This is a genomic window from Streptomyces sp. NPDC055239, assembly GCF_053606205.1.
In genome coordinates this window covers 906,628-929,026 of sequence record NZ_JBSGRD010000003.1, presented here as the reverse complement: position 1 = coordinate 929,026, position 22,399 = coordinate 906,628, and the positions used below count along the sequence as shown (strand labels likewise).

The 22,399-nt window shown below is 70.6% G+C and carries 18 protein-coding genes; 9 read left to right on the top strand and 9 right to left on the bottom strand.

Features of this window, described 5'->3' with window-relative positions:
* The first annotated feature begins 194 nt into the window (after window positions 1-194).
* From ACWFRJ_RS14880 to ACWFRJ_RS14865, 4 genes are read left to right on the top strand one after another with little or no spacing between them, the layout of a single operon-like run.
* On the top strand, window positions 195-2,435 hold the full coding sequence (locus tag ACWFRJ_RS14880; protein ID WP_453529703.1) for a HAMP domain-containing protein: 2,241 nt from the start codon (window positions 195-197) through the stop codon (window positions 2,433-2,435).
* 5 nt (window positions 2,436-2,440) lie between these two features.
* Complete coding sequence (gene pgsB / locus ACWFRJ_RS14875; RefSeq protein ID WP_453529268.1) at window positions 2,441-3,943, top strand: poly-gamma-glutamate synthase PgsB; 1,503 nt, start codon at window positions 2,441-2,443, stop codon at window positions 3,941-3,943.
* A complete protein-coding gene (locus ACWFRJ_RS14870) occupies window positions 3,940-4,422 on the top strand; it encodes a poly-gamma-glutamate biosynthesis protein PgsC/CapC (protein WP_453529265.1) in 483 nt (160 codons plus the stop codon). The genes pgsB and ACWFRJ_RS14870 overlap by 4 nt, the downstream gene beginning before the upstream one ends.
* 16 nt (window positions 4,423-4,438) lie before the next feature.
* The gene (locus ACWFRJ_RS14865) at window positions 4,439-5,515 is read left to right on the top strand and encodes a C40 family peptidase (protein ID WP_453529262.1); all 1,077 of its coding nucleotides are present in this window, start codon (window positions 4,439-4,441) and stop codon (window positions 5,513-5,515) included.
* 11 nt (window positions 5,516-5,526) lie between these two features.
* On the opposite strand, the gene ACWFRJ_RS14860 is transcribed toward ACWFRJ_RS14865, so the two are convergent.
* Complete coding sequence (locus ACWFRJ_RS14860) at window positions 5,527-5,895, bottom strand: NTP pyrophosphohydrolase (protein WP_453529259.1); 369 nt, start codon at window positions 5,893-5,895, stop codon at window positions 5,527-5,529.
* Window positions 5,896-5,996: 101 nt separating this feature from the next.
* Between ACWFRJ_RS14860 and ACWFRJ_RS14855 the strand changes: the two genes are divergently transcribed.
* Entirely contained in the window at window positions 5,997-7,052 is a 1,056-nt protein-coding gene (locus ACWFRJ_RS14855; RefSeq protein ID WP_453529256.1) for a hypothetical protein, read from the top strand.
* 93 nt (window positions 7,053-7,145) lie between these two features.
* Here the strand turns inward: ACWFRJ_RS14855 and ACWFRJ_RS14850 are convergent, their stop codons facing one another.
* The 5 genes from ACWFRJ_RS14850 to ACWFRJ_RS14830 all read right to left on the bottom strand — a co-directional run bounded on the left by ACWFRJ_RS14850 (window position 7,146) and on the right by ACWFRJ_RS14830 (window position 14,047).
* Entirely contained in the window at window positions 7,146-9,287 is a 2,142-nt protein-coding gene (locus tag ACWFRJ_RS14850; RefSeq protein ID WP_453529254.1) for a 3-hydroxyacyl-CoA dehydrogenase NAD-binding domain-containing protein, read from the bottom strand.
* On the bottom strand, window positions 9,284-10,510 hold the full coding sequence (locus tag ACWFRJ_RS14845; RefSeq protein WP_453529251.1) for a thiolase family protein: 1,227 nt from the start codon (window positions 10,508-10,510) through the stop codon (window positions 9,284-9,286). Before ACWFRJ_RS14845 ends, ACWFRJ_RS14850 begins: the two co-directional genes overlap by 4 nt.
* Before the next feature lie 582 nt (window positions 10,511-11,092).
* Entirely contained in the window at window positions 11,093-12,364 is a 1,272-nt protein-coding gene (locus ACWFRJ_RS14840; protein ID WP_453529248.1) for an HRDC domain-containing protein, read from the bottom strand.
* A gap of 78 nt (window positions 12,365-12,442) precedes the next feature.
* A complete protein-coding gene (locus ACWFRJ_RS14835) occupies window positions 12,443-13,105 on the bottom strand; it encodes a LuxR C-terminal-related transcriptional regulator (RefSeq protein WP_383268565.1) in 663 nt (220 codons plus the stop codon).
* A 270-nt stretch (window positions 13,106-13,375) separates the two neighbouring features.
* Window positions 13,376-14,047 (bottom strand): DUF3000 domain-containing protein, encoded by a 672-nt coding sequence (locus ACWFRJ_RS14830; protein ID WP_453529245.1) that lies wholly within the window; start codon window positions 14,045-14,047, stop codon window positions 13,376-13,378.
* Window positions 14,048-14,167: 120 nt separating this feature from the next.
* Between ACWFRJ_RS14830 and hemE the strand changes: the two genes are divergently transcribed.
* Window positions 14,168-15,250, top strand: a complete 1,083-nt coding sequence (gene hemE, locus ACWFRJ_RS14825) for a uroporphyrinogen decarboxylase (RefSeq protein WP_453529243.1) — start codon at window positions 14,168-14,170, stop codon at window positions 15,248-15,250.
* A gap of 161 nt (window positions 15,251-15,411) precedes the next feature.
* On the opposite strand, the gene ACWFRJ_RS14820 is transcribed toward hemE, so the two are convergent.
* Window positions 15,412-16,794 (bottom strand): FAD-dependent oxidoreductase, encoded by a 1,383-nt coding sequence (locus ACWFRJ_RS14820; protein ID WP_453529240.1) that lies wholly within the window; start codon window positions 16,792-16,794, stop codon window positions 15,412-15,414.
* A gap of 37 nt (window positions 16,795-16,831) precedes the next feature.
* A complete protein-coding gene (locus ACWFRJ_RS14815) occupies window positions 16,832-17,785 on the bottom strand; it encodes a DUF4349 domain-containing protein (protein WP_453529237.1) in 954 nt (317 codons plus the stop codon).
* Window positions 17,786-17,926: 141 nt separating this feature from the next.
* Between ACWFRJ_RS14815 and hemG the strand changes: the two genes are divergently transcribed.
* From hemG to ACWFRJ_RS14800, 3 genes are all read left to right on the top strand, one after another.
* A complete protein-coding gene (gene hemG, locus ACWFRJ_RS14810) occupies window positions 17,927-19,378 on the top strand; it encodes a protoporphyrinogen oxidase (RefSeq protein WP_453529234.1) in 1,452 nt (483 codons plus the stop codon).
* Between the two features lie 4 nt (window positions 19,379-19,382).
* Window positions 19,383-20,102 (top strand): hydrogen peroxide-dependent heme synthase, encoded by a 720-nt coding sequence (gene hemQ / locus ACWFRJ_RS14805; RefSeq protein ID WP_453529231.1) that lies wholly within the window; start codon window positions 19,383-19,385, stop codon window positions 20,100-20,102.
* 189 nt (window positions 20,103-20,291) lie between these two features.
* The gene (locus ACWFRJ_RS14800) at window positions 20,292-20,678 is read left to right on the top strand and encodes an RNHCP domain-containing protein (protein WP_453529228.1); all 387 of its coding nucleotides are present in this window, start codon (window positions 20,292-20,294) and stop codon (window positions 20,676-20,678) included.
* A 9-nt stretch (window positions 20,679-20,687) separates the two neighbouring features.
* Here ACWFRJ_RS14800 and ACWFRJ_RS14795 read toward each other — a convergent pair whose 3' ends face one another.
* Window positions 20,688-22,310, bottom strand: coding sequence for an alpha/beta hydrolase (locus ACWFRJ_RS14795; protein ID WP_453529225.1), 1,623 nt, complete (start codon window positions 22,308-22,310; stop codon window positions 20,688-20,690).
* Window positions 22,311-22,399: the final 89 nt, after the last annotated feature.

The following is a 22,399-nucleotide window of genomic DNA, read 5'->3' as shown; positions in this document are numbered from 1 at the left end:
GCTCACATTTCCCATATCTCGTACATCCCTTCGGGTGTCTCGTAGGTCCAAGCACTCCGGAACGCATCACTCTGCGCTCATACGTTCCCGCGTCACCTACGTCCCCGCGTCATCCCCGCGTCACTCCAGGAGAGGAGCCCCCCTTGGCCGCTTCGCGTTCGAAGCGGCGGCACAAGGTCCGCCGAAGAACCGACATGTCCCTGTTGGGTGGCATACGTCCCCCCATCGCCATGCTGTCGGTCCTGCTCCTCGCCCTCGCGGGCATCACCGCCCTGACCCTCGGCCGTGCCGGCCAGGAAGCCGTACCCAAAGCGATCAAGTCGTCGCAGCAGCACTTCGCCGAGGACGGCGCCATCGCGCTGCGCGCCTCCGTCGACGAGTCCGTCACCGACCTGACCCGGACCGCCGAACTCTTCAGCGCGGGCGAGCCGGTGCCCGCCGACGCCGTCCTCGACAAGATCGGCAGCGTCTACCAGAAGTGGATGGGCACCGCGGTCGTCGAGATCTCATCGGGCAAGCTCCTCGCCGCCCGCGGCGAGAACCTGCCGCTGACCGCCATCGACCGCGGCAAGCTCGCGGACGAGGACGGCCTCGCCCCGCGCATGGTGCGCCTGGAGAACGGCGAGACGCGCCTGCTCTCCTTCGCCCTGCTCACCTGGAAGGGACAGCCGCAGCAGCTCCTCGTCGCCTCGGGCAGCCTGCGCTTCCCCGGCATCAGCCTCGGCAAGTTCCGCTCCATCGCCGTCGTCGGCCAGGACGGCAAGGTGCTGAGCACCGACGGCATCCCCGAGCCGGAGCAGGTCCTCACCGATCTGCAGCGCGACGAGGTCAAGCAGTCCAACAAGCAGCTCAAGGCCTTCGCCGCGACCGCCGCCAAGAAGACCCGCGCGCACCCGATCAAGTCCAAGGAGCCCGGCTCCGGCGGCTTCCTCGGCGTCAGCGGCCACCTCACCGGCGAGCGCTACCTCGGTGAGCGCGCCATCGGCGGCTACGCGAGCCTCGCCGGGCCCGAGGCGGGCGAGGCCACCGTGGCGACGCGGCTCGGCCTCAGCGTCGTCGCGATGGTCCCGGTCGCCGAGGACCCGACGGCCACCAGCAGTTCGGCCTTCGGGATCTTCGCCGCTGCCGCCCTGCTGCTCATCGGCGGAGTCACCGTCTTCCTGCTCCTGCGGACCGTGCAGCGCCCGCTGATCCAGCTGTTCCTCGAGGGCCGCAGGCTGACCCGGGGCGACCTCGAACGGCCGGTCTCCGTACCGCGCCGCGGCGAGGCAGCCCGCATCGGCGCCGCCCTCGAACGGCTGCGCGGCCAGCTGCTCGGCGCGCCCGCCGACACGCATGCGGAGCCCGCCCGCCGCCGCAGGTTCGGCAGCCGCACCCTGATCGGGGTCTGCGCGGTGCTCCTGCTCGCCTGGTCCGCGCCGCTCATGCTGATGCTCAACCGCGCGGGCGACACCGTCGTCGTACCCCAGCAGATGGTCAACGACCAGCGCGAACGCACCGACACCCTCACCGACCGGGTCCGCCGCGCCCTCAACGAAGGCCACGCCGACCTCACCTCGGTCGCCTCCCTCATGGGCGACCGCACCGAGGCCTCCGACATGGCCAAGGTCCTCGAAAGCACCCTGAACCAGCACGCCCGCTACCAGTCCCTCTACGTGCTCGACGCGCAGGGCAAGGTCCTCGCGAAGGCGGGCGACGACCCGCGCAGCCCATCGGACAAGGGACCGTCGAACGAGGCCATCCGGGTCGTCGACGAGGGCGGCAAGGAGCCGGTCATCTTCGGTACGGCCGAGGTGCCCGGCCGCGAAGGAGCCGCCGTGGTCGGCGAGTTCCGTATCGAATTCCTCAACTCGCTGCTCAAGCGCCCCGGCCTCGGCGAGGTCCGCGTGGTCGACGAGAAGCGCAAGGTGATCGGCGCCAACACCGGCTACCGCGAGTTCGAGAGCCTGCCCAACGGCCGGCTCAACGCGCTCGCGGAGGGCACAGGGCAGAAGGTGGGCCTCAGCCCGCGCCCCAGCGGCGTCCTCTACCGGGGTGGTGGCGACGGGATCGAGATCGCGGCCGCCGCGCCCTTCGCGGGCGGCGGCGCCGCAGGTTCGCTGCGCTGGACCGTGCTCAGCTGGCAGCCCGCGTCGAGTCTCGCCATCCCCGAGTACAGCCTGCAGAACCGCACCGTCCTCGCCGGTCTCCTCGGCATCACCGCCGCTGCCGCCTGTCTCGGCTGGCTGCACATCGTCGTCGTACGGCCGCTGCGGCACCTCGCGGACCAGGCCGAGGCACTCGCCGACGGGGATCGCCGCACCGTCCTCTACCCGCGCCATCACGACGAGGTCGGCGCCGTCACCCGCAGCCTGGAACTCCTGCGGCAGCAGCTGCCGACGGGCACACAGCGCAAGCGGGACGGCGTCACGGCCGACCTCGCCGGAAGGAACTGAACCCCGTGCTCTTCCTCTACACCGTGCTCGTGGTGTGCGGCGCCATCCTGTTGGTGGCCGGAGTCGTCGAACAGCGGCGGCACTTCACCAACCTGGAGCACATTCCGTCGCGGGTCCTCGTCAACGGCATCCGCGGCAAGTCCTCCATCACCCGTCTCTGCGCGGGCGCCCTGCGGGGCGGCGGGCTCAACACGGTCGCCAAGACCACCGGCACCGCGGCCCGGTTCATCCACCCGGACGCCACCGAGGAGCCCGTCTACCGCAAGTTCGGCATCGCCAACGTCGTCGAGCAGATCGGCATCGTGCGCCGGGCCGCCGCGTACAACCCGGACGCCCTGGTGATCGAGTGCATGGCCGTCATGCCCGCGCTCCAGGAGATCAACCAGTCCAAGCTGATCCGCTCCACGATCGGCGTGCTCTGCAACGTCCGTGAGGACCACCTCGCCGAGATGGGCCCGACCCTCGACGACGTGGCGCGCTCCCTCTCGCGCTCCATGCCGGAGGGCGGGATCTGCGTCACCGCCGAGCAGGATCGTTTCGACATCCTCAAGGAAGAGGCGGACGCGCGGAACTGCGAGCTGATCTACGCCGACCCCGAGACGGTGAGCGACGACGAGCTGCGCGGCTTCAGCTGGTTCACCTTCAAGGAGAACGTGGCGATCGCCCTGAAGGTCGCCGAGCTCCTCGGCGTCGGCCGCGAGGTCGCACTCCAGGGCATGTACGACGCCCCGCCGGACCCCGGTGTCCTCTCGGTCGAGCGGTATGCCACCGAGGACGGCAAGAAGGTGCGCTTCGCCAACGTCTTCGCGGCCAACGACCCCGAGTCGACGCTGATGAACATCAACCAGCTGCTCGACCTCGGCGCCATCCACCGCCCGCTCCACGTGGTCATCAACTGCCGTCCCGACCGTGTCGAGCGCAACGGCCAGATGGGCGAGATCATCCCCGAGCTCCAGCCGGAGAAGGTCTTCGTCATCGGCCACCCCGCCAAGTCCGCCATCGACGCGATCCCCGCCGAGTGGCGCGGGCGCGCCGTGGACCTCGGCGGTGACCGGCGCGACCCCGAGGAGTTCATGGCCGAGATGCTCGCGCAGCTCGGCGCCGACTCCTCGCTCGTGGCGATCGGCAACATCCACGGCCAGGGCGAGCTGCTCCTGGAGCGCCTCGCGGAACTGCCGCCGGACGAGAGCGAGGAGGTGGCCCCCGAGGAGCCCGCTCCGTTCTACGAGCCGCACGTCGACCCGTACCAGCACTATCCGGAGGCGTACGAGTCGCGGTACTCCACGGCCCAGCTCCAGCAGATCCAGATTCCGGAGCCCCAGGTCCACGTTCCTGTGCAGCGCACCCCGGACCAGCAGTACGAGACTTACGCGCCGCACGCGTCCCAGGAGCCGCAACCGCGTCCGCAACCCCCAGCGCCCCGCGGCATGTTCGAGCCGCGGGTGCCCCCCGTACCGCCCGCCCATGACGACAACCAGCAGTGGCACAGTCCAGGAGAGCCCCGTTGATTCCCTCCGTCCTCACCCCTGAGATCGCCGCGGTCGGTATCGCGCTCGGGCTGCTCTTCTCCTTGGTCTGCTATCTGACGACCAACCTCTCGCCCGGCGGCATGATCACCCCCGGCTGGCTGGCCCTGACCCTCGTCGAGGACCTGCAGCGCGCGGCCATGGTGCTCGGCGTGACCGTCCTGACCTACGCCGGCACCCTGCTGATGCAGAAGTACGTGATCCTGTACGGCAAGCGGCTCTTCGCCGCGGTCGTCCTGCTCGGCGTCACGCTCCAGGCGACCGTGATGATCGTCCTCTCGATCGAGTTCCCGCTCATGTACGCGAACCAGACCCTGGGCTTCATCGTCCCCGGCCTGATCGCCTATCAGCTGGTGCGCCAGCCCAAGGGCCCCACTCTGCTCGCCACGGGCTCGGTGACGCTCATGGCCTACGTCGTCCTCACCGCCGGGATCCTCCTCGGCTTCATGCCGTCCGCCTGATTCCCAGGAGTCATTCATGCCGCCCAAGAAGAAGCGTCCCGTCCTGCACGCGGCGACCGTGCTCGCCCTCCTCGCGGGCAGCGCGTACCTGACCGTGGAACTGCGCAAGGACGAAGAAGCCAAAGCGCCCAAGGTGCAGGCCGTCACCGACACCCCCGGAGGCCTGCAGAACAGCAACGGTCAGCCGGGGAGCGGGAAGCAGAAGTGGGAGCGCCTGAAGAACCCCGACCGCTCCGTCCTGCGCACCGAGGGCGGCAAGGTCATCGCCACCTTCACGGACGGCGCCCGCAGCGCGACGCTGACAGGACCCAGCCGCACCTTCACCGAGCCCGCGAACACCAAGTCCCGCGTCGTGACGAACGACTGGGTGCGCCTCATGCCGGAGAACTGGCGTGAGGGCGCCGAGAAGGAGAAGTGGTTCAAGGACTGGTACAAGGAGTTCTCCGGCAGCGAGGAGGACGACATCTTCGCGATGGCCTTCCAGTACGTGGAGGGCGCGCCGGTCAAGAAGGACGACGAGGGCATCTCCTACGCGGGCGACGCCAACTTCGGCCCGCTGAACCCCGACGGCAGCGCGGGCAACGACCTGCGCCTCGAACAGTCGGACTTCTTCGACTACCTCGGCATCCCGTACACGTTCCGCAACGGCACCACCATCCAGCCGGAGAAGATGCGGGCCCGTTCCATGGACTGCTCCGGGTTCATCCGCACGGTCTTCGGCTACCGCGCCCGCTACCCCCTGATGGCCAACGACCAGGCGGGCGACGGCCTGCCCCGCACCGCCAACGGCATGGCGCGCGGCAAGGCCGGTACGGACGTCATCAAGCTCAAGGGTGTCGGCTCGGCGGACCGCCCCAAGTCCATCGACGTCGTCCAACCCGGTGACCTGGTCTTCTTCAAGCTGGATGCCCGTACGAAGCAGCGCCTGGACCACGTGGGGATCTTCCTCGGCCACGACGCCGACGGCCACAAGCTCTTCATCTCCAGCCGCGAGGAAGTCAACGGTCCGACGATCGGCGACAAGGGCGGCACATCGCGCCTGGACGGCAACGGTTACTACGCCTCCACCCTGCGCAGCGCGAAGAGGCTCTGACGCAGGTGGCTCTAGGGACGAACCGTACGGGGGCCCGCGCACCGGGCCCCCGACTCGGCCACCCTGCCCCGCAGTTCGCGGTCGGCCGTGATGACGAGGCAGGGGCGGCCGTCGGCCTCGGCGGCCAGCTCCGCGATACGGTCGTCGCCGCTGCCCGGCGCGCTCTCGACGCGTACGCCGGGCACGGAATCCACGCCGCGTGCCGCGCCCTCGACGACGAGGACGATCTCCAGCGGCCCCGGATATCCCGGCAGGCCTTCGTCCGCGTACCCCACGAGCCCGTCCCGCAGTCGCTCCGCGGCACCGCGGCGATCGCGCCACCAGCCGTCGGGTACGGAACCGACGACGTTCGCGGCGTCCACCACGACGAGAGTTCTCATACGGCAAACGTAAACTAAGCAAGTAGAACGTTGTGCGTACGTGGACGGGGACAGGAACATGGAAGGGGTGCCGCCGAGTCATGTCGTCGGGGTCGAGAACCGTGAGCACGGGTGTCCTTGAGAGTGCCCGCTGGCTGCTGCGCGGCCGGGACGGCCGCCTCACCGCCTACACCCGTACCGAAGACGGACTGCTGCGCTGGACGGAGAGCGCGCCCGGCGGCCCCGACTGGACGGGGCCTGAGTTCTTCGAGGTGCCCGACCTGACCTACCTCACCCTGGCACAGGGAGCCGACGGCTACGTGCACTTCCTGGGCCGCAGGGAGAAGCTCGACGGCGAGGGGAAGAAGGCCGTCGACATCGTGCACTCGGTCCAGTACCAGTCGGGTCGGCCCCTCATGGACTGGCGGTCCCTCGGCAACCCGCACACCAAGCTCGTCGAGCGCGCGCCGCACCTGGGCGCTCCCGCCGCCGCGGTGGACTCCACGGGCACGGTCCACGTCTTCGTACGGGACGCGGTGAACAGCGTCCGGATGCGCCGCGAGGGCAAGGGCGGCAAGTGGGAGGGCTGGAAGGACTTCAAGGTCCGCAAAGCCCTGGACGGCATCGTCGCCCTCGCCACGTCCGCGGGCCGCGTGGAGGTCCTCGCGCCGGGCGCCGAAGCGACCCTGCGCTGGGCCCAGGAGGAGCGTGGCGGTGAGCTCCTTCGCGCGGACGACATCCCGCTCGCCCCGGCCCCCGGCTCCGGCACGGCCCTGGAGACCACGCCCGACCGCCTCACGTACTACGCCGCCGACGTCCACGGCAGCGGCGTCCTGTCCCACCGCCCCTCGGACGGCGGCCCCGCCCTCCCGCTCGGCGGCGACCCCGGCACCGAGGCCACGGCGGCGGTGCGGACGACCATAGACGGCCACGACTGTACGGTCCTGGCGCACCGCACGAGCACCGGCCGCCCGGCGATCGCCGCGTTCCCCACCGAGGACGAGGACGCCGGACTGTGGTGGGCCGAGACCGGTGAACCGTGCGTCGGCGCCCCGGCGTTGGCCCTCGACGCGCAAGGCCGCGTGGTCATCGCGGCGGTCGGCGCCGACGGGAGGCTGCGGCTCGCCCGCCAGAAGGAGGAGAAGGGGCTCGCTCTGGAGGCGTGGACCACGCTCTGACGCCTTGTCTTTTGGCTGGTGGAAAAACGACGGCTGGGCCGTACGGGAGTGAATCCCGTACGGCCCAGCCGTTTTACGTGTCGAGGCGGAGAGTTACGCCGGGACGCTCGCCACGCCCTGCGCGAGGAACCGCTTGGCGTTGACCCGCTCGCTGACGCCCTCACGGTCCAGGTACGGCGTGATGCCGCCCAGGTGGAAGGGCCAGCCCGCACCGGTGATCAGGCAGAGGTCGATGTCCTGGGCCTCGGCGACGACACCCTCGTCGAGCATGAGCCCGATCTCCTGCGCCACGGCGTCGAGCACGCGGTCGCGGACCTGCTCCTCGGTCAGGACGACGTCGCCCTGCTTGAGGAGAGCGGCGACCTCGGGGTCGAGCTCCGGCTTGCCGGAGTCGTAGACGTAGAAGCCGCGCTTGCCGGCCTTGACGACCGCCGCGAGGTTCGGGGAGACCGTGAAGCGCTCGGGGAAGGCGCGGTTGAGCGTCTCGGAGACGTGCAGACCGATGGCGGGACCGACAAGCTCAAGGAGCACCAGCGGCGACATCGGCAGACCGAGCGGCTCGATGGCCTTCTCGGAGACCTCGACGGGGGTGCCCTCGTCGATGACGTTCTGGATCTCGCCCATGAAGCGGGTGAGGATGCGGTTCACGACGAACGCCGGGGCGTCCTTCACCAGGACCGCGGTCTTCTTCAGCTTCTTGGCGACACCGAAGGCCGTGGCAAGGGAGGCGTCGTCCGTCTGCTCGCCGCGCACGATCTCCAGGAGCGGGAGGATCGCGACGGGGTTGAAGAAGTGGAAGCCGACGACCCGCTCGGGGTGCTTCAGCTTCGACGCCATCTCGGAGACCGAGAGCGAGGAGGTGTTGGTGGCGAGGATGGCGTGCGCCGGAGCGACGGCCTCCACCTCGGCGAACACCTGCTGCTTGACGCCGATCTCCTCGAAGACGGCCTCGATGATGAAGTCGGCGTCGGAGAAGCCCTCGGCCTTGTCGAGCACGCCGGAGACGAGCCCCTTCAGACGGTTCGCCTTGTCCTGGTTGACGCGGCCCTTGAGGAGGAGCTTGTCGATCTCCTCGTGGACGTAGCCGACGCCCTTGTCGACGCGGGCCTGGTCGATGTCGGTCAGGACGACCGGGACCTCGAGGCGGCGCAGGAAGAGCAGCGCGAGCTGCGAGGCCATCAGACCGGCGCCGACGACGCCGACCTTCGTGACCGGGCGCGCCAGGTTCTTGTCCGGGGCACCCGCCGGGCGCTTGGCGCGCTTCTGGACGAGGTTGAACGCGTAGATGCCGCTGCGCAGTTCGCCGCCCATGATGAGGTCGGCGAGCGCCTGGTCCTCGGCGTCGAAGCCCTGCTGCAGGTCGCCGTCCTTCGCGGCCGCGATGATCTCCAGGGCGCGGTAGGCGGCGGGGGCCGCACCGTGCACCTTGGAGTCCGCGATGCCACGGCCGCGCGCCACAGCGGCGTCCCAGGCCTCACCGCGGTCGATCGCGGGGCGGTCCACCGTGAGCGAGCCGTTGAGGACGGAGGCCGTCCAGATCAGCGACTGCTCCAGGAAGTCCGCGCCCTCGAAGAGCGCGTCGGCGATGCCGAGCTCGAAGACCTGCTTGCCCTTGAGCTGGCGGTTCTGGTTCAGCGAGTTCTCGATGATGACCGAGACGGCCTTGTCTGCGCCGATCAGGTTCGGGAGCAGCGCGCAGCCGCCCCAGCCCGGTACGAGACCGAGGAAGACCTCGGGCAGCGAGAAGGCGGGAAGCGCCTTGGAGACGGTGCGGTACGAGCAGTGCAGACCGACCTCGACACCGCCGCCCATCGCAGCGCCGTTGTAGTAGGCGAAGGTCGGTACCGCGAGCCCGGAGAGCCGCTTGAAGACCTCGTGGCCGCCCTTGCCGATGGCGAGCGCGTCCTCGTGGTGCTTGAGGATCTCCACGCCCTTGAGGTCGGCGCCGACGGCGAAGATGAACGGCTTGCCGGTGACACCGACACCGACGATCGTGCCCTCGGCCGCCTCCTTCTCGACCTGGTCGATGGCGGTGTTCAGGTTCGCGAGCGAACCCGGGCCGAAGGTGGTCGGCTTGGTGTGGTCGAAGCCGTTGTCGAGCGTGATGAGCGCGAAGCGCCCGGCGCCGGCCGGCAGGTCGAGGTGGCGTACGTGCGCCTGCGTGACGACCTCGTCCGGGAACAGCTCGGCCGCGCCCTTCAGAAGCTCCGTGGTGGAGCTGGTGGAGCTGCTCACTTGTCGCCTCCGGCGTCCTTGTGGTTCGGGTTCTCCCAGATGACGGTGGCGCCCATGCCGAAGCCGACGCACATCGTCGTCAGGCCGTAGCGGACGTCCGGCTGCTCCTCGAACTGCCGCGCCAGCTGCGTCATCAGACGTACGCCGGAGGAGGCGAGGGGGTGGCCGTACGCGATGGCGCCGCCGTACTGGTTCACGCGCGTGTCGTCGTCCGCGATGCCGTAGTGCTCCAGGAAGGCGAGCACCTGCACGGCGAAGGCCTCGTTGATCTCGAAGAGACCGATGTCGGAGATGGAGAGGCCCGCCTGGGCGAGCGCCTTCTCGGTGGCCGGGATCGGGCCGTAGCCCATGACCTCGGGCTCAACACCGGCGAACGAGTAGGACACGAGCCGCATCTTGACCGGCAGGTCGTGCTCGCGGGCGAAGTCCTCGGAGGCGATGATCGACGCCGTGGCGCCGTCGTTGAGGCCCGCCGCGTTGCCCGCGGTGACGCGGCCGTGCGTACGGAACGGCGTCTTGAGGGTGGAGAGGCTCTCCAGGGTGGTGCCGGGACGCATCGGCTCGTCGGCGGTGGCAAGGCCCCAACCGGTCTCACCGGCTTCCTCGTTCGTCCGCCGTACGGAGACGGGCACGAGGTCCTGCTGGATCTTGCCGTTGGCGTAGGCCTTGGCGGCCTTCTCCTGCGAGCGCACGGCGTACTCGTCGGCGCGCTGCTTGGTGATGCCCGGGTAGCGGTCGTGCAGGTTCTCGGCGGTCATGCCCATGAAGAGGGCGGACTCGTCGACGAGCTTCTCGCTCACGAACCGGGGGTTCGGGTCGACGCCCTCGCCCATGGGGTGGCGGCCCATGTGCTCGACGCCACCGGCGATGACGGCGTCGTACGCACCGAACGCGATGGAGCCCGCGGTCGCCGTCACGGCGGTCAGCGCGCCCGCACACATGCGGTCGATGGAGTAGCCGGGCACGGACTGGGGCAGGCCCGCCAGGATCCCGGCGGTGCGGCCCAGCGTCAGACCCTGGTCGCCGATCTGCGTGGTCGCGGCGATGGCGACCTCGTCGATCTTGGCGGGGTCGAGGGCCGGGTTGCGGCGGAGCAGCTCCCGGATGGCCTTCACGATCAGGTCATCCGCACGGGTCTCGTGGTAGATGCCCTTCGGGCCCGCCTTGCCGAACGGGGTGCGGACGCCATCTACGAAGACGACGTCCCTGACGGTACGAGGCACGATGGCTCTCCTCCAGGGTGCGGGGCGCCTGGCGGCGCTTTTCCTCGTCCATGCTACTTGCCGGTAACTACGCGGCCAAGGGCTGGCGCGGGGTGCCTCGGGGAGGCGAAGGTCACACTTGGGTTTCGGTGGGGGGTGCGCCGTGGTGGGTGCGCGTCGATGTGCCTCCACGGCCGGGCGGGGCGTCCCTCTGTCCCGCCGCTCCGCGCCGGACCGGGAGCTGTGTCGGGTGCGCGCGTGGTTATGTCTCCGCCGCAGGGTGGGGCGGTTCCTGTCCCGCCGCTCCGCGGCGGATGTCCCCCACCCACCCGCCCGATTGCCCGGCATCCACCGGGGCGGGTCGGTGTGTTCCTGCGGTCCGGTGGGGCGGTTCCCGGCCCGTCGCTTCGCGACGGATGTTTTCCCGCCCACCCGCCCGAGTGCCCCGCATCCGCCAGGGACCGTAGGGGCGCCGCGCCCCGACGACACCACAACGCGCACCACCCACCCACCCCCTCACCCCGCAACGCGGGGTAAACGGGTGGGTGGGTGGGAGACATCCGCCGCGAAGCGGCGGAACAGTCCGGAACGGCGGGACAGCGGTCAGTCCGTGGTGAGGGCCGTTACCAGGGACGGGGTTACCTGGGTGATCTGCCAGTGCCGCGCCCCGTGCGCGGCCAACGCCGCCGAGACGGAATCGGCGTCGACCTGAGCCGGAGGCTCCCAGCAGACGCGGCGCACCGTGTCCGGAGTCATCAAGTTCTCCTGCGGCATGTTCAACTCCTCGGCCAGCGCCGAGACAGCCGCCCGCGCCGCGGAGAGCCGCGCCGCCGCAGCCGGGTCGCGGTCCGCCCAGGACCGGGGCGGCGGAGGCCCGGACACGGCCTGCCCGGGCTGCGGAAGCTCGGAGTCGGGCAGGGCCTTGGCCCGGTCCACCGCGGCCTGCCACTGCTCAAGCTGACGCCGTCCCATGCGGTGTCCGAAGCCGGTGAGCCCGGCAAGCGCGTGCACATTGGGCGGCAGCCCCAGCGCCGCCTCCACGATCGCGCCGTCACTGAGCACCTTGCCCGGCGACACGTCACGCCGCTGGGCCACCTTGTCGCGAGCGGTCCACAGCTCACGTACGACCGCCATCTGACGACGGCGCCGCACCTTGTGCATGCCGGACGTACGCCGCCAGGGGTCCACGCGGGGCGGCGCCGGCGGTGCGGAGGAGATCGCGTCGAACTCCTCGCGGGCCCACTCCAGCTTGCCCTGCCGGTCCAGCTCCTTCTCCAGCGCGTCCCGCAGGTCCACGAGCAGCTCGACGTCGAGCGCCGCGTACCGCAGCCACGGATCGGGCAGCGGCCGCGTCGACCAGTCGACCGCCGAGTGGCCCTTCTCCAGGACGAAGCCCAGTACGCCCTCGACCATCGCGCCGAGGCCGACCCGGGGGAAACCGGCGAGGCGCCCCGCGAGTTCCGTGTCGAAGATGCTGGTGGGGATCATGCCTATTTCGCGGAGGCAGGGCAGATCCTGCGTGGCGGCGTGCAGAACCCACTCCGCGCCGGAGATCGCCTCGCCGAGTCCGGAGAGGTCGGGGCACGCCACGGGGTCGATCAAAGTGCTGCCCGCGCCTTCACGGCGCAGCTGCACGAGGTAGGCACGCTGGCCGTACCGATAGCCGGACGCACGTTCGGCGTCCACGGCCACGGGGCCACTGCCTGCCGCGAACGCGGCGATCACCTCGGCGAGCGAGGTCTCGTCGGCGACCACCGGAGGGATGCCATCACGCGGCTCGTCCAAAGGGATCGGCGCCGTTTCGACGTCGTCCGGAGGGCCGCCTCCGGTGGTTCGCAGTGAATTGTCTGCTGCGGTCTCTTGGGCGTCGGTCACCTGTCAAGGGTATCTGTGTATGTACAGCGCCCGTCGACGGAACGTTCCGTCGACGGGCGTGCGAGGGGTGTAAATCAGTCAGTGGATGATTCCGGTGCGCAGAGCCACCGCTACCATCCCGGCCCGGTCACCCGTGCCGAGCTTGCGTGCGATCCGGGCGAGGTGGCTCTTCACGGTCAGTGCGGAGAGCCCCATCGAGACGCCGATGGCCTTGTTCGACTGGCCCTCCGCGACGAGGCGGAGAACCTCCACCTCGCGGCCGGACAGCTCGCGATAGCCGCCGGGGTGGCTCGGGGAGCCCGGCGGGCGGCGGTGCATTCGGGCGGCGGCCGAGCCGATGGGCGCGGCGCCGGGACGGGTGGGGAGACCGACATTGTTGCGGGTGCCGGTGACTACGTAGCCCTTGACGCCGCCCGCGAGGGCGTTGCGTACGGCACCGATGTCATCGGCTGCGGAGAGGGCGAGGCCGTTGGGCCAGCCCGCCGCGCGGGTTTCTGAGAGGAGCGTCAGGCCGGAGCCGTCGGGGAGGTGCACATCTGCGACGCAGATGTCACGGGGGTTGCCGATGCGGGGACGAGCCTCCGCGATCGACGAGGCCTCGATGACGTCGCGTACACCGAGGGCCCACAGGTGGCGGGTGACGGTGGAACGGACGCGCGGGTCGGCCACGACGACCATGGCGGTCGGCTTGTTCGGGCGGTAGGCGACCAGGCTTGCAGGCTGCTCGAGGAGAACGGACACCAGGCCTCCTGGGGTGCGGGACTGAACCGGCTCGGGGATGAAGCCGGGACGAACCGTGCTTTCAAGGTCACCAACCTCTTCGGCATCAAACCCGCCCGCCTTTAGAGAATGATCACGATTTGGTGAGTAACAATTCGGACCATTCGGACATGTGATCGATCATCCGAAGATCAACCCGAATCGCAGTCGTTCAGAATCGCTCATCCGCGTGACCTTTCAGCCCGCACCGGCCGGCCAACTCGCACCAGCCCCACCCGGCCCCGCCCTCGGTCACTGGCTCTGCGGCCCCCGACGCTGCGGCAGCGACACCACGGACCCGTCACTCTGGCCCTGTCCCTGGTTAGCCGGTGGAAGCCCCGCCACCTGGGCGAGCAGATCGCACCACGCCGCGAGATGCGCCGCCGTGTCCGGCACCCCGCCGAGCCCCTCGCGCGGCGTCCACGACGCCCGGATCTCGATCTGCGACGCGGGCGCCCGCTCGGAGAGTCCGCCGAAGTAGTGGGAGCTCGCGCGCGTGACGGTGCCGCTCGGCTCCCCGCAGGCCAGTCCGCGCCCTTGCAGCGCGCCCGTCAGCCAGGACCAGCAGACCTCGGGAAGCAGCGGATCCGCAGCCATCTCCGCCTCCAGCTCCGCCCTGACGAGCGTGACGAGGCGGAAGGTGCCCTTCCAGGCCTCGTGCCCCGCAGGATCGTGCAGCAGGACGAGACGCCCGTCCGCGAGATCCTCGTCCTCCTCGACCACCGCCGCCTCCAGGGCGTACGCATGCGGGGCGAGGCGCTGTGGCGGCCGCGTCGGGTCGATCTCGATCTCAGGCCTAAGCCGTGCCCCGCGCAGCGCCTCGACCGCCGCGCGGAAGGGCAACGGAGCCGATTCCGCCACCTTCCCCTCCGTACTTTCCATCTCGCCAGCGCCGTCCGACCGTTGTCCTTGAGCCGCAGCCATGCGGGGAAGGTTAAGGGGAACTGCGGCTTCGTGCAGGGAGAGACACCCCTGGGAGGGGCCCCGGTCAAGGCAGGGTGTCCCTCGGGGCGGTGGCCGACGGACCCGTGCGAGACTTTCCGCGTGAGCGCCAACAACAGCCCCGCGGGCCAGCAGAACGCAGCGACGACGAACGCAGCGACGTACGACTCCGCCTTCATGAAGGCCTGCAGGCGTGAGCCCGTGCCGCACACGCCGGTCTGGTTCATGCGGCAGGCGGGGCGCTCACTTCCCGAGTACCGCAAGGTGCGCGAGGGCACGGCCATGCTGGAGTCCTGCATGATGCCGGAGCTGGTCACGGAGATCACGCTGCAGCCGGTGCGCCGTCACAAGGTCGACGCCGCGATCTACTTCAGCGACATCGTCGTACCCCTCAAGGCCATCGGCATCGACCTCGACATCAAGCCGGGCATCGGCCCGGTCGTCGCCAACCCCATCCGTTCGCGCGCCGACCTCGCCCAGCTGCGGGATCTGACGCCGGACGACGTGAGCTTCGTGACCGAGGCGATGGGCATGCTGACGGCCGAGCTGGGGTCGACCCCGCTCATCGGATTCGCCGGTGCGCCTTTCACCCTCGCGAGTTACCTGGTCGAGGGCGGTCCGAGCCGTAACCACGAGCACACCAAGGCGCTCATGTACGGCGACCCGGAGCTGTGGGCCGACCTGCTCGACCGGCTCGCTGAGATCACCGGCGCCTTCCTCAAGGTGCAGATCGAGGCGGGCGCGAGCGCCGTGCAGCTCTTCGACTCATGGGTGGGCGCGCTGGCTCCCGCCGACTACACGCGCTCGGTGATGCCCGCTTCGAAGAAGGTGTTCGACGCGGTGGCCCCGTACGGCGTCCCGCGCATCCACTTCGGCGTCGGTACGGGCGAACTGCTCGGTCTGATGGGCGACGCGGGTGCCGATGTGGTGGGCGTCGACTGGCGCGTGCCGATGGACGAGGCGGTCCGCAGGGTCGGTCCCGGCAAGGCGCTGCAGGGCAACCTCGACCCGGCGGTCCTCTTCTCCACGCGGGAGGCCGTCGAGGCCAAGACGGACGAGGTCCTTGCCGCCGCGTCCGGCCTCGAGGGGCACATCTTCAACCTCGGCCACGGCGTCCTGCCGACCACGGACCCGGAGGCGCTGACGCGACTCGTGGACCACGTCCACACCCGGACCGCGCGCTGACGGAGCCGGTACGGAGCCGGTGCTGAGCCGCTTCGTAGTTGGCTGAAAATCTCGCCTGAATGTGACGGGTGGGACGGGGGAGGGGACGCTTCCGCTGCGGAATCCGCAGAATCCGTGGTGGAAGACGACCCCTCCGAGGCCCCAGGGTCCCTCCGACGGTCCTAGCGCGCCGACCGCACCGCCGCGACCGCCTTGCGCGCCGCCACCAGGACCGGGTCCCACACCGGTGAGAACGGCGGGGCGTAGCCGAGGTCGAGCGCGGTCATCTGGTCCACCGTCATCCGGGCCGTCAGGGCCACTGCCGCGATGTCGACGCGCTTGCCCGCCCCCTCGCGGCCGACGATCTGGACGCCGAGCAGCCGTCCCGTGAGGCGCTCGGCGAGCATCTTCACGGTCATCACGGCCGCGCCCGGGTAGTAGCCCGCGCGGCTCGTCGACTCGATGGTCACCGACACGTACTGCAGACCGGACGCCCGCGCGTCCTTCTCGCGCAGACCCGTACGGGCGATCTCCAGGTCGCAGACCTTGCTGACGGCCGTGCCGACGACACCGGGGAAGGTCGCGTAACTCCCGCCCACGTTCGAGCCGATGACCTGGCCGTGCTTGTTGGCGTGGGTGCCGAGCGCGATGTGGCGCTCGCGACCCGAGACCAGGTCAAGGACCTCGACGCAGTCACCGCCCGCCCAGATGTTCTCGTGCCCGCGCACCCGCATCGCGAGATCCGTGAGCAGTCCGCCGTACTGGCCGGTGGGCAGGCCCGCCGCCTTCGCCAGCTCCGTCTCGGGGCGCACGCCGATGCCGAGCACCACCACGTCCGCCGGATACTCCGCGTCCTCGGTGGCCACCGCCCTGACCCGGCCGTCGTCACCGGTGAGGATCTTGGTGACCTCGGCGTCGTTCACCATTTCGATGCCCATGCCGGACATCGCGTCATGGACGAGGCGGCCCATGTCCGCGTCGAGCGTCGACATCGGCTCCGTGCCCCGGTTGACGACCGTGACCTCGTAGCGGCGCTGGATCAGGGCCTCGGCCATCTCGACACCGATGTAGCCCGCGCCGATGACGACCGCCCTGCGGCCCGGCGTGCGGGCCAGCGTGTCCAGGAGCGCCTGGCCGTCGTCCAGGGTCTGTACGCCGTGCACGCCGGGGGCGTCGATGCCGGGCAGGGACGGACGGACCGGGCGGGCGCCGGTGCCGATCACGAGCTTGTCGTACGCCGTCCACTCCTCCGCGCCCGACTCCAGGTCCCGGGTGCGGACCCGGCGGCCCGCGGGGTCGATCTCCGTGACCTCCGTGCGCATCCGCAGATCGATGTCGCGGGCCCGGTGCTCCTCGGGCGTACGCGCGATCAGCTCGTCCCGCGAAGGGACGTCGCCGCCGACCCAGTAGGGGATGCCACAGGCCGAGTACGAGGTGAAGTGGCCGCGCTCGAACGCGACGATCTCCAGCTCGTCGGGCCGCTTGAGCCTGCGTGCCTGCGACGCGGCGGACATGCCCGCCGCGTCGCCCCCGATGATCACCAGTCGCTCTCTCGCGCTACTCATACGGACACGCTACGACGCGGCGGCAGTTGACGGCCGTCTAGTCGTCGTCGCCCTCGCGCGCCGGTGTCGCCACAGCCGCGGGGGCCGTCGCCGCAGCAGGCCGCTGCGGGCGCTGTGGCCGCCGGGGCCGCACCACGCGCTGCCACAGCACCAACAGGAGCGCCGCCACCGCCGCGAACGGCAGCATCGCGCCGATGACGACCGCCACCCACCGCAGCATCGCCACGAAGGCGCTCCAGCCGCCGGACAGGGCGTCCACGAACGTCGGGTCGCCGTCGTCCGCCTCCGCCTTCTTCACGGCCGTCTCGCTGAGCGAGAGCGTGATCGTGGACAGGCTCGTACGCTCCTTGAGCGAGGACTGCTGTGCGAGCAGCGCCTCGAGCTCGGCCTGACGGCTGCTCAACTCGCCCTCCAAGGAGACGACATCGCTCAGCTTCGTCGCCTTGTCCATCAGCTCCCGCACGCGGGCCACGCTCGCCCGCTGCGACTTGACGCGGCTCTCGACGTCGACGACCTGATCGGTGACGTCCTGCGCCTTGGCCTTGCGCTCGATCAGCCTGCCCGTGCCTTCGAGGGACGTGAGGACCTCCTCGTACTGGTCCTGCGGGACACGCAGCACGATGCGGGAGCGCTCATGGCCCTGGCCGTCGCGGTCCGTGGTCTCGTCGCCGACGACACCGCCCGCGTCGGTGGCCGCCGCGCGTGCCTCGGCCAGGGCCTTCGGCACGTCCTTGACGCGGACGGTCAGGGTCGCGGTGCGGATGATGTGCGTGCCGTTGAGCTTGGGCGGCTCCTTCCGGCCGGACTTGTCCGCCGCGCCGCTGCCGCCCACCCCCTCGTCCGCCCGGCTGGCGGCCGCCTTGTCGTTGCTGCCGCTGTCGCCGGCGCCGTTGCCCGCGCTGCACCCCGTGAGCGCGAGGGCTGCCGCGAGCAGGACGGCCGAGAGTGCCTGGACGGCGGTGCGGTGCCTTGACGTGCTGGACGCGTGCATTTCGACGTACCCCCCGAGGGTCGTGGTGACTGATGCTCCTTTGACGCCCGGGAAGGCCGGAACGGTGGTTGCCGACCGGTCCCGATGGGGTCACGGTCGGGACTCGCCCGACGCGAAGTGGCCGCCTCGTAGAGTGGAGGCATGCGCGAAACGGACACACGTACGGGTCATGTGGTTGTCATCGGTGGCGGGATCGCCGGACTGGCCGCCGCCCACCGATTGCTCGACACCGGAGCCCGCGTGACCGTCCTCGAGGCGTCCGACAGGCTCGGCGGCAAGCTGCTCCCCGGCGAGATCGAGGGCGTCCGCGTCGACCTCGGCGCCGAGTCGATGCTGGCCCGCCGCCCCGAGGCCATCGCCCTCGCGCGCGAGGTGGGCCTCGCCGACCGGCTGCAGCCGCCCGCCACCGCGACCGCGGCGATCTGGACCCGCGGGGCCCTGCGCCCGATGCCCAAGGGCCATGTGATGGGCGTACCCGGCGACGCGTCCGCCCTCTCCGGAGTGCTCTCCGACGAGGGCCTGCGCCGCATCGAACAGGACCGCGACCTGCCGCCCACCGAGATCGGCGACGACGTGGCCGTCGGCGAGTACGTCGCCGCGCGCCTGGGCCGCGAGGTCGTCGACCGCCTCGTGGAACCGCTCCTCGGCGGGGTGTACGCGGGCGACGCCTACCGCATCTCGATGCGCTCGGCGGTCCCGCAGCTCTTCGAGGCCGCCCGCACCCACGCCTCGCTCACGGAGGGCGTCCGCGCCATCCAGGCCCGCGCCGCGCAGAACCAGCAGACCGGCCCTGTGTTCATGGGCATCGAGGGCGGCGTCGGCCAACTGCCGCTCGCCGTCGCCGATTCGGTGCGCGCGAGGGGCGGGGAGATCCGCACCGGGACGCCGGTCACCGAGCTGCGGCGCACCCCGGACGGCTGGCAGGTGAGTACCGCGGATCAGACCATCGACGCCGAAGCCGTGGTCGTCGCCGTGCCCGCCTACGCCGCCGCCGCGCTGCTCGGCGTCGAGGCCCCCGCCGCCGCGGCCGAGCTCGCGGGCATCGAGTACGCCTCCATGGCCCTGATGACCCTCGCGTACCGCCGCAGCGAGACCGACCTCCCCGAAGGCAGCGGCTTTCTCGTGCCGCCCGTCGACGGGCACACCATCAAGGCGTCCACCTTCGCCTCGCGCAAGTGGGGCTGGATCGCCGATGAGGACCCCGACCTGCTGGTGCTGCGGACCTCGGTGGGGCGGTACGGGGAGAGCGCGATCCTGGGGCGCGACGACGCCGACCTCATCGCGCTCTCCCGGCGCGACCTGCGCGCGGCCACCGGCCTCGACGCGGAGCCCGTCGCCACCCGCGTCACCCGCTGGCACGACGGCCTGCCGCAGTACCCCGTGGGCCACCACGCGCGCGTGGCCCGCGTCCGCGAGCACGTGAGCAAGCTGCCGGGCCTCGCCGTGTGCGGAGCGGCGTACGACGGAGTGGGCATCCCCGCGTGCATCGCGAGCGCGTACGCGGCCGTCGACGAGCTCGGCGGTGACCTGGCCGGTGTGCAGGAGCTCACCGCCAACCCGGTGCAGAGCCTGCACGGCGGCGGAGGAGAATAGGGCCATGAGTGACGACGCCCCCGCCAAGAGCCCGAACGCGGGCAAGAAGGCCAAGGACCTCAACGAGGTCATCCGCTACACGCTGTGGTCCGTCTTCAAGCTTCGGGACCTGCTCCCCGAGGACCGCGCGGGCTACGCCGACGAGGTCCAGGATCTTTTCGACCAGCTCGCCGCCAAGGACATCACCGTCCGCGGCACGTACGACGTGTCGGGCCTTCGCGCCGACGCGGACGTCATGATCTGGTGGCACGCCGAGACCGCCGACGAGCTGCAGGAGGCCTACAACCTCTTCCGCCGCACCAAGCTGGGCCGCGCCCTGGAGCCGGTCTGGTCGAACATGGCGCTGCACCGTCCCGCCGAGTTCAACAAGTCGCACGTCCCGGCCTTCCTGGCCGACGAGACGCCGCGCAACTACATCAGCGTCTACCCCTTCGTGCGCTCCTACGACTGGTACCTGCTGCCCGACGAGGACCGTCGCCGCATGCTCAAGGACCACGGCATGATGGCCCGCGGCTACCCCGACGTGCGCGCCAACACGGTCGCCTCGTTCTCGCTCGGCGACTACGAGTGGCTGCTCGCCTTCGAGGCCGACGAGCTGTACCGCATCGTCGACCTCATGCGGCACCTGCGCGCCTCCGAGGCCCGCATGCACGTACGCGAAGAGGTCCCGTTCTACACCGGTCGCCGCAAGTCCGTGGCCGAGCTCGTGGCGGGTCTTGCGTAACCCCGTAACCCCCTCCGTTCCGTGCACCGGGCGGGCGCGGCAGCCGTAATTCGGTTGCCGCGCCCGCCCGGTCCGCGTTTTCATCGAGAGGTCGAACCCGAGAACAGGAAGATGGTGCGTGTATGCCCAGGGCCCCGCGGAACAGCTCGAAGTCAGCCCATTCCGCGACGCACTGGAGTCACTCCCACCATGTCCCGCAACATGTCCCGCAACACCTCTCGGCGGGCCCGCACTGAAGCGCGCGCCCAGTCCTTCCGCTGCCTGCACTGCGGTCTCGACGTATCGATGACCGCGCCCGGCACCGACCACCGCAACCACTGCCCCAACTGCCTGTGGAGCCGTCACCTCGACGACACCCCGGGCGACCGGGACGCGGACTGCGGCGCCAGGATGGAACCCCTCGCCATCTCCGTACGAGGAGACGGCGAGTGGATCCTCGTCCACCGCTGCACCCACTGCGGCGTCCTGCACGCCAACCGCACGGCGGGCGACGACAACGTCCTGCCGCTCACCCGGCTCGCGGTGCGCCCACTGGCACAGCCGCCGTTCCCGCTGGAACGGCTCGGCGCCTTGTAGCCAGTCGAGCTAGTGCTGTCCCTTGGGAAGAGCCGCCGCCCGCGCGCCGGACAGCGGCTGGGGCTCCTTGTGCGGTGCGCACGCCGCGCGCCGCACGGGGAGCCTGCCCTCAAGGAGGTAGGACTCCATGTGGCCGTTGATGCACTTGTTGGGCCCCGCGCCGATGCCGTGGGTACCCGCGTCCCGCTCGGTCACGAGCACCGAGCCTCCCAGCCTGCGGTTCAGCTCCTTGGCGCCCTCGTACGGGGTCGCGGCGTCCCGCTCGGCGGCCAGGATCAGCGTCGGGGGAAGCTCGCCCTCCTGGGTGCGGACGTCGACGGGCCGCTGCCGGGGCGCGGGCCAGTAGGCGCACGGCAGGTTCATCCAGGCGTTGTCCCACGTCTCGAAGGGAGCGCTGCGCGCGAGCGCCGAGTTGTCGCGGTTCCAGGTCTCGAAGTCCGTCGGCCAGGGCGCGTCGTTGCACTCGACCGCGGTGTAGACGGCGTTGCCGTTCTCCGCTTCCTTGGCCGCCTTCGGCTCGGGCGCGGCCTGCTCGATCAGCGGCTTCGGGTTGCCCTTCAGATACGCCGAGAGCGCCGACGCACGCGTCGGCCAGTAGTCGTCGTAGTAACCGGCCTGGAGGTACGCCGACTGCAGCTGGCCGGGGCCGACCTTGCCGCCCGCGGGCTTGGCCGCCAGCTTGTCGCGCACCTTCTCGTAGCTGCGCAGGACCGCCTGGGGCGTCTTGCCCAGGTGGTACGCCTTGTCGTGCTTGGCCACCCAGGTGCGGAAGTCGCCCCAGCGGTGCTCGAAGGCCGCCGACTGGTCGAGGTTGTTGCCGTACCAGATCTGCCGGGGGTCGGGGTTGACCGCCGAGTCGAACACCATGCGGCGCACGTGCGAGGGGAAGAGCGATGCGTACACGGCGCCGAAGTAGGTGCCGTAGGAAGCACCCATGAAGGTCAGCTTCTTCTCGCCGAGCGCGGCCCGCAGCACATCGAGGTCACGGGCGTTGTTCAGGCTCGTGTAGTACTGCACGGCCTGCCCGGAGCGCTTGACGCAGCCCTCCGCGTACGCCTTCGCCTGCTTGATGCGCTTCTGCTTGTACGCGTCGTCGGGGTGGGTCGGCGCCTGGCTCGGTGCCTTGCCGAACTTCTTCGGGTCCTGGCAGGAGATCGGGGCCGAGCGGCCGACACCGCGCGGGGCGTAGCCCACGAGGTCGTACGCCGCCGCGATGCGCTTCCACTCCGGGAGCATGCCGACCATCGGGAAGTACATGCCGGACCCGCCGGGGCCGCCGGGGTTGAACACGAGGGCGCCCTGCCGCTTGACGGCCTTGCCCCGCCGTGGTTCCGCCTTCCGCGTGGCCTTGGTGTGGCTGACGGTCAGCTTGATCTGCTTGCCGTCCGGGTTCGCGTAGTCGAGCGGCACCGACACGGTGCCGCACTTGACCGAGGAGGGCAGGCCCTCCGCCGCGGGACAGGCGCCGAAGCGGACACCGGCCGCCTGGGCGCGCTGGGCCGCGACCATGGTGCCGTGTGCTTCCGGGTAGGGGGAGGGACCGGCCGCGGACGCGTTTCCCGTGGGGGCGACGACGAGTGCGGTCAGGACCAGGGATCCGGCGGTTCCGTAGAGGGCGGCTGCTGCTCTCATCGCTCTTCATTCCTTCATTCGGCCGTGCGTTGCTCGAATAAAAGGGATGATTCGTTCGGTAAATGGCGAAGTAAAGCACCGCCCCGCCG

What these genes read in the sequence shown, in the direction of transcription:
- hemG (WP_453529234.1), top strand. Translation starts at nt 17,927, where the DNA reads ATGCGCGAAACGGACACACGTACGGGTCATGTGGTTGTCATCGGTGGC.
- ACWFRJ_RS14820 (WP_453529240.1), bottom strand. Translation starts at nt 16,794, where the DNA reads ATGAGTAGCGCGAGAGAGCGACTGGTGATCATCGGGGGCGACGCGGCG.
- hemQ (WP_453529231.1), top strand. Translation starts at nt 19,383, where the DNA reads ATGAGTGACGACGCCCCCGCCAAGAGCCCGAACGCGGGCAAGAAGGCC.
- ACWFRJ_RS14880 (WP_453529703.1), top strand. Translation starts at nt 195, where the DNA reads ATGTCCCTGTTGGGTGGCATACGTCCCCCCATCGCCATGCTGTCGGTC.
- ACWFRJ_RS14860 (WP_453529259.1), bottom strand. Translation starts at nt 5,895, where the DNA reads ATGAGAACTCTCGTCGTGGTGGACGCCGCGAACGTCGTCGGTTCCGTA.
- ACWFRJ_RS14795 (WP_453529225.1), bottom strand. Translation starts at nt 22,310, where the DNA reads ATGAGAGCAGCAGCCGCCCTCTACGGAACCGCCGGATCCCTGGTCCTG.
- ACWFRJ_RS14800 (WP_453529228.1), top strand. Translation starts at nt 20,292, where the DNA reads ATGTCCCGCAACATGTCCCGCAACACCTCTCGGCGGGCCCGCACTGAA.
- ACWFRJ_RS14830 (WP_453529245.1), bottom strand. Translation starts at nt 14,047, where the DNA reads ATGGCTGCGGCTCAAGGACAACGGTCGGACGGCGCTGGCGAGATGGAA.
- ACWFRJ_RS14865 (WP_453529262.1), top strand. Translation starts at nt 4,439, where the DNA reads ATGCCGCCCAAGAAGAAGCGTCCCGTCCTGCACGCGGCGACCGTGCTC.
- ACWFRJ_RS14815 (WP_453529237.1), bottom strand. Translation starts at nt 17,785, where the DNA reads ATGCACGCGTCCAGCACGTCAAGGCACCGCACCGCCGTCCAGGCACTC.